1 protein-coding gene is annotated in these 1,635 nt (G+C 54.7%); it reads left to right on the plus strand.

All coding sequences use genetic code 11. The features are described 5' to 3' along the window. The first annotated feature begins 71 nt into the window (after positions 1-71). Positions 72-1,603 (plus strand): IS3 family transposase gene (locus tag ABI582_RS28590; RefSeq protein WP_442120977.1). Its coding sequence is split into 2 segments (ribosomal slippage): positions 72-531 and positions 531-1,603, totalling 1,533 coding nucleotides; the frame shifts between segments, so codons are not numbered across the junction. The last annotated feature ends 32 nt before the right edge of the window (positions 1,604-1,635 follow it).

The raw sequence follows: 1,635 nt of genomic DNA on the forward strand, positions 1-1,635 counted from the left end.
CCCCCCGTGTCAGCCTACCTGTCGCTTCCACTGATTGACTCAATCATCCAAGGGGGCGAAGGTGCACAGTAATGAAAAAGCTTTATGACAATGAGTTCAGAGACTGGGCTGTCCAGCAAATGATGCCGCCTCTGAACCGTTCGGTGGCGGAGCTTGCCGTTGCAATCGGCGTAACTCCGCAGTCCCTGCGCAACTGGAGACAAATGGCTAGAGATAAAGGGTTGATCGTCCCTGGTAACAACAAGACCAGCGATCAGTGGTCCAGCGCCGACAAATTCAATGCTGTGCTGGAAACAGCGCCTTTGAGCGAAATCGAGCTTTCCCAATATTGCCGAATGAAAGGGATATTCCCTGAGCAGATTCAGCAATGGCGTTTGGCGTGCCAGAGCGCCAATGAGGCAACTGAGCCTAAGCCCTACGCCAAGCAAACCTCTGAGCAACGACGCATCAAGGAACTGGAGCGTCAGTTATCGAAGTCTGATGCTGGTCGCAAAGAGGCGGAGGCTTTACTGGAACTGCGAAAAAAAGCCAATGCGATCTGGGGCAAGGGCAAGGAAGACTGATCAGTTCCTCAGATCGCCTGCAGGCACTCGGGTTGATAGCCGAAGCTGTCGAAGCGGGGGCAAGACAATTCCGTGCGTGCCGCGAGCTAGGGCTGTGCCTTCGAACGATCCAGCGTTGGCGGCATAGCGACGGCGATAGGCGTCAGACAGTTCAACGCAAGGCTCCACCGAACAAGCTCAGTGTGGCGGAGCGACAGGCTGTATTGGATGCTGCGAATCAGCCAGGTTATGCCAGCTTGACACCGCATCAGATCGTACCGAAGTTGGCGGATGAGGGGATTTACCTGGCATCGGAATCGACGTTCTATCGAGTGCTCAAAGAGGCAAATCAGAATGTGCGCCGAGGTCGGACTAAAGCCCCGAAACGCCGAATTTTGACTACGCACCGAGCAGATGGACCAAACCAGGTGTGGTGCTGGGACATCACTTGGTTGCCAACCACGATCAAGGGGCGTTTCTACTACTGGTACATGGTCAAAGACATCTATAGCCGCAAGCTTGTAGTGAACGAAGTACATGAAGCCGAGTGCGCTGAAAACGCCTGTGTACTGCTTGAAAAGGGGTGTCTGCGCGAGCGAACAGCGGGTCGTCCTCTGATACTGCACTCTGACAACGGTCATGTGATGAAAGGATCGCTGCTACGCGAGCAAATGGTGTCATTGGGTGTTGAGCCTTCGTTCAGTCGTCCGCGGGTGAGCAATGACAATGCTTATGCGGAAACACTTTTCCGTACGGCCAAATACTGCTCTCTGTGGCCAGATCGCCCCTTTGACAGCCTCATGGAAGCAAGACTTTGGGTACAGAAGTTTGTGGAGTGGTACAACGAAGAGCATCGGCACAGCGCTCTGCGGTATGTGACGCCCAATGAGCGTCACGAAGGCAGAGCGACTGCGTTGCTGCAGGCGCGTGCGGCGCTGTATGCGACTGCTAAAGCAGCTAACCCGACACGCTGGAGCGGTGAGGCGCGAAATTGGCGGCTTGCAGATGTTGTTTACTTAAATCCGGAGCGACCAGAAGCTGGCGTTGCGATAACGGGTTGAAGTTGAGGCGACAGGTACATTGACACGCACCG

The organism is Pseudomonas sp. SAS7, assembly GCF_052112345.1.
GTDB lineage: Bacteria > Pseudomonadota > Gammaproteobacteria > Pseudomonadales > Pseudomonadaceae > Aquipseudomonas > Aquipseudomonas putida_Q.